The following is a 5,082-nucleotide window of genomic DNA, read 5'->3' as shown; positions in this document are numbered from 1 at the left end:
CATGAGCAGATTTGGATCCACGCCGAAAAAAATATGGATACGGAAGTGGAAAGCTGTGAAACGCACCATGTCGGTGTGGATCGGCAGAAAACCATAGGCCGTGACGAAAAGGTTACGATAAAGCGCAATCGTCAGGCTGACGTAGGTGAACATGCGGTAAGCAATACGGGCATGCAGCACGTAATTAATGTGGGCGAAGGCGAAACGGTGTTGACCATGGATAAGGAGGGCAATGCGCTGCTTGAAGCCAACGCCAGCATCAAATTAAAGGTAAAAGAGAACTACATCCTGATCACCCCTGATGCTATCCAAATCCAGGTGGATAAGGGAAATATCTTTGCTGAAAGCGAGTTACAAGCATTGTTTAAAGGGAATGAGCTGACCACCTTGGGTACCGGTAAAGATGCTGAATTAAAGGCAAATGATGGGATAAGTATTACCGGTACGAACAGCACCGACATCAAAAGTGCAGTCGTCAAAATTAACAGTTAATTGCTTATTGGAAGGAACATCTGTATGGGTATGCCTGCGGCCAGAGCTTGTGTGGATAAAGCGGCTCACGATGGCCCAATTCAGTGTGGCAGTCCTGACGTTATCATTGGTGGATTTCCCGCCGCCCGAAAAGGTGATGAATTTTCCTGTAAGCAACACGGTGGCGGTATTATCGTCAGCGGCTCCGGCAGCGTATTCGTAAACGGTATGGCGCTGGCCCGTCAGGGTGATAAGACGCAGTGTCATGCAGGCGGGGCGTCGGCGCCTGCGAAATGTAAACCTGCGCCCCCGCAATACTGGGGGGGCACGCTGGCGAAGAAGGCTGGTGAGGATGGGATGTTACATGGCGAGCACTATGATGCACGAATTTTAGGGGTGTATGCGAGCCTGAAAGACAGCACCAATGATGGCAGTTATGACACTGTATCGACAGGTTTTTCGCTTGAAAATTTCACAATGGGAAATATTAAAAGTCACGATCTGTTGAGAGGTGAATTCCGCAATAAAATAGCGGACGCCGATGCGACCGGAGCTTTTTACAACGGCGACAGCAATATATACGGGATAAACGGTACAGCCACAGCGACGGGTATGCAATATGGTGTTACAGGCGCGGCAGGGAGTGAAGGTACCTTGTATGCTAATGCTACCGGCGATGTAACCATAGCCACCGCTGATGCAAAAGCCACTGCTGAAGTTTATACCGGCAATAAAGGCCGCTATGGGTTCAATCTTGGCGGCGGCGGGGGGCTTGCAGCAGTCAAAGAGAAATTAGGCGCAAAGGTAAGCTTGTTTGGTCTTGTAATAGCAAAAGCAAAAGCTGAAGCACATTTGGGGGCGGTAGGTGCGTCAGCAGGCGCTGCTGCTTATTTTGATAAAACAGATTACTCGATCACGCTAAAAGCCAATGGCAGATTTGCTGTATTATTGGGATTAGCGGGCGAACTGGATTTGAAAGTTGTCATAAAACCTCTACGTGATTTAATTATTGGCAAGGAAGGAGGTTCGGATAATTCCGAGAAAGGAGGCGATGGTGATGGTGCTATCATTAGTGGCTGTAAAACGGTTCTGGTTGGTAATTGATCTTTAAAAGGAGTGGCAGCAGCATGGAAATCATAGCATTTTTATTTTTCTTAGTGGTGACAGTATATTTCATCTGGAGTAGCAATGTTTCCTATGGGAAAAAGACGCTGGCTGGCATAGGGAAAGCATTTGTCGGGGTTTTTATCGCCATCATCGCTATTGGGTTCGTGCTTAAAGGGCTGGCAACGATAATCCCTGGTTTTACCAGGGATGCCGCAGGGGATTTAATGGAGGAGTTGGGAGCATCATTAGTTTTCATATGGGGGGTAAGATTTATACTTGTTGCATTATGTAATATATTTGGGACTATTATGGATTTCCATAAGAAATATAATGCTGATAATTACAGTAAATTTTCACCGACCACCAATAAACTGGCGCCTGGGCTGTTCATTTTTGCAAAGACCGTTCTTTCTCTTGGATCTATAGTTATCTATTACGGTATTTGGCTGACGAATTAAATTAGAAAGGGAAATAAGCTATGAATATTGATACGGACTATGCTTTCCCCCTTACACCGGATTTCTCTAAAGAAGAGATCGAACAGCGTCTCTGGAAATGCCTTTATACTTCAGCCAGAGAACAAATGCTGCATTACTGGGTTATGCTGCCAAAAAGCCTTAAGCCAGCGGAACTGGAGCCGGTTGCCTTCCCTGATGTTGGTTTAACCAATATCGGACGCTACTTAACCTTGGATGACTCACCTTATCTTGAAGTTTGGGTCGCGTACGAACGCTGCCAGTGGGAGATGAATGCGTCTGACTGGTTGTTTAAAAAACTTGCTATAATGGGCGAAAAGGTTTTGCATCGCCGTCTTGTCGGTAAGGCATCAGAAAATGGTATTTTCGCGGATGTATTAACCCTAAAAACGCACGCTTCCGGTGACGACGTGATCTCACGATACACGGTCCAAAAAGATTACAACCGGGACAGCGGCGGTGGGAACTACTTCTTATTAAAAGCGTCGTGTGCGGCACGCGACTATCCTTCGCTTGCCAATGACATCTATTTTACAGTGGTTAACTGGGATTTGCTGCATCGCAGTAACTTAGCCGTGGCGGAGTTGCTAACCTCGGTAAACCTGGATGGGGAAAGCGCTTTTAGAATACCGGTTTCATGGAATGCTAAGGTTATTGCTGAGAACAGACTTATCGTTGATCATACTATAGATGGCGTAAACTATGGGGTCATTAATTTTTACTTTTATTCTGGCGCGGTATGCCATTCCGCAGAGGATGCTTTTGAAAAATCGACGCTACGTTTCCAGGAGCATGAGCATTCCGTCACGCTGGCGGCAAACGAGCTGGAACCCATTCCCAATGATATTAATGCTGCGCTGGGTTTTATATCGACCTGTACAGGTGAACTCTACAGCGATGAAGAGAAAATGCGCGCCTTTTACCAGAGCTACATATTCAATTGTTCAGGATTGTGGTGCTACGTTGAGCTGGTGGGGCAACACAGGAATGATAAGAGTTATCACTTTGAAGCGAATAAACGCTGCGTGGAAATTATTTTGGCAACACTGAATATCAACGTGAAATAATGGAAAGTGCTGCCAGTTAATAATTTTTTATCTGGCATTGCGCCTCGTCGTAATGAGTATAATGACACCTGTTTTTTAACCCGCCATGTGATCCGCTGCAACAATTTAAAACACTTGTCTGACCCGCGGGTAATACCCGGCTTTCATGAGTACATCTTCTAAAGAACCGTTTGCTGGGAAAATCAACATAAACATCAAAGGAACTTCTGGAAAAGATATAAACTTTCTTTCACAATACTCTGATGAGGCTGAATTTTTATACCCACCCGGCGCTAAGTTTAAAGTTGTAAATCGTATAGATGTTGATGGACAGGTTTTCTTGAATTATGAGGAGTTATAATGATTGATCTCAGAATGTCAGATTTTGAACTTAAAATTTATGCCAGAAAATACGCTGATTTGGTTCCAGAAGCCTCACAACAAATGAAAAATAGAATGTCTTATGAGCCGCAATCAATGCCTGATGAGGCACAGAGTAAACCTGAGTGGATACAGACATTAAAACAAAAAAACTCTGATCATGATTCATTAGATAAAGCAAAAGGGTTGCTTTTGGGGCTTGCAGTAGGCGACGCGGTAGGAACAACTCTCGAATTTCAGCCTCGAGACAAATATATAATCAATGATATGCTTGGGGGAGGCCCTTTCAATCTCAGTGCTGGAGAATGGACAGATGATACTTCAATGGCGCTATGCTTAGCTGAAACGTACGTAAATAAAGGATATTGCGATACCGATTTCTTCAGAGAAAAGTTGATTGATTGGTATAAAAATGGTCACAATAGTTCAAACGGGAAGTGTTTCGATATAGGAAATGCAACTCGTTTTGCGTTAGAAGAAGTAATATCTAACGGCCCTGATTGGGTTGGCAATACATCTCCAGATTCAGCAGGTAACGCAGCTCTGATACGTCATGCTCCAGTTGCTATTTTTAGAAGGAAATCTTTTATTGATGGATGGCGAGATGCGGGTATTCAGAGCATGGCGACTCACTCAGCTCCGGAATCAATTAATGGATGTCAATATTTAAATGTTGTCCTTCATTATCTGCTCAATGGATATAGTAAGAAAGAAGCTTTTTCACCTCATAAAATGTCAGCATTAGTTCGCGTATTAATTATTAACGCTGGTGAATACAAATCGAAAACTCGCGATCAGATTAGGTCAACAGGTTATGTCGTTGACACTTTAGAAGCGGCACTATGGGCTGTATGGAATACTGATAATTTTAAGGATGCTATTTTGCTGGCTGCAAATCTTGGTGATGACGCAGACAGCGTTGCAGCCACTGCAGGCCAGCTCGCTGGTGCGTTGTATGGTTTTTCAGGTATTCCGAAAGAATGGCGCGATAAAATCGTTTGTAAAGATAAAATTATCAAATTCGCAGAAGAACTTTTTACAATGTCGCCAGAAGATACGGACCAGGACAAAATGGAGTTTTAATTCCCTCCTATAATTTTTGATGCTTTTTTTATATGTTTCTGGTGGTAAGTAATCTGGGGTAAGGCAAGGTGGGTTACAATGTGAACACGAAAGAATGCTCTACTCTGGGTTATATAAGCAAATTTATTGATGTCTAAATTGTAAATGTTGTGGATGTCTGGATTGTATTTATTAATTTCATTGATTTATTTGCTGCGTTCTTTCGACGAACACGAAAATAGCGCAATCCCTTTCTCTATCATGATCCTTGGCAACGTAGTATCAAAATATTTTGATGCAAAAAGTTCCTGACGGGATAAGTGTTTTTATAGTGTAAGTTATTAATTGCCTCAGATAGGCTCTGGGTTAAAAGTATTTCTCCGTGCTATATAAATTATAAATATAATGAAATTATTATAAGACCAGGCGCTGACTTTCATACAATGCCTTCTGCATTGTATTACACATACTCATATTTAACCTCTCACCCTTTCTGAACCTATAACCCTTACTGAACCTCTCCAATAAGTTACGGAATC

General features: G+C 43.1%; 6 protein-coding genes. All 6 read left to right on the top strand.

What is annotated here, in order from left to right:
• Window positions 1-492 (top strand): bacteriophage T4 gp5 trimerisation domain-containing protein (locus HA48_RS21610; RefSeq protein WP_425270683.1); only part of this gene is annotated, 492 nt, incomplete at its 5' end.
• A 24-nt stretch (window positions 493-516) separates the two neighbouring features.
• Complete coding sequence (locus HA48_RS21605; protein WP_128603147.1) at window positions 517-1,575, top strand: PAAR domain-containing protein; 1,059 nt, start codon at window positions 517-519, stop codon at window positions 1,573-1,575.
• Between the two features lie 23 nt (window positions 1,576-1,598).
• Window positions 1,599-2,036 (top strand): hypothetical protein, encoded by a 438-nt coding sequence (locus HA48_RS21600; protein ID WP_244182928.1) that lies wholly within the window; start codon window positions 1,599-1,601, stop codon window positions 2,034-2,036.
• Window positions 2,037-2,056: 20 nt separating this feature from the next.
• Window positions 2,057-3,121, top strand: a complete 1,065-nt coding sequence (locus tag HA48_RS21595; RefSeq protein WP_128603145.1) for a hypothetical protein — start codon at window positions 2,057-2,059, stop codon at window positions 3,119-3,121.
• Between the two features lie 145 nt (window positions 3,122-3,266).
• Entirely contained in the window at window positions 3,267-3,461 is a 195-nt protein-coding gene (locus HA48_RS21590) for an ADP-ribosyltransferase (protein ID WP_128603144.1), read from the top strand.
• Window positions 3,461-4,564: an ADP-ribosylarginine hydrolase Tri1 gene (gene tri1 / locus HA48_RS21585; RefSeq protein ID WP_128603143.1), complete on the top strand. Its 1,104-nt coding sequence runs from the start codon at window positions 3,461-3,463 to the stop codon at window positions 4,562-4,564. Before HA48_RS21590 ends, tri1 begins: the two co-directional genes overlap by 1 nt.
• Window positions 4,565-5,082: the final 518 nt, after the last annotated feature.

The organism is Pantoea wallisii (assembly GCF_002095485.1).
Classification (GTDB): domain Bacteria; phylum Pseudomonadota; class Gammaproteobacteria; order Enterobacterales; family Enterobacteriaceae; genus Pantoea; species Pantoea wallisii.
This window is presented reverse-complemented; position numbering and strand designations above follow the sequence as displayed.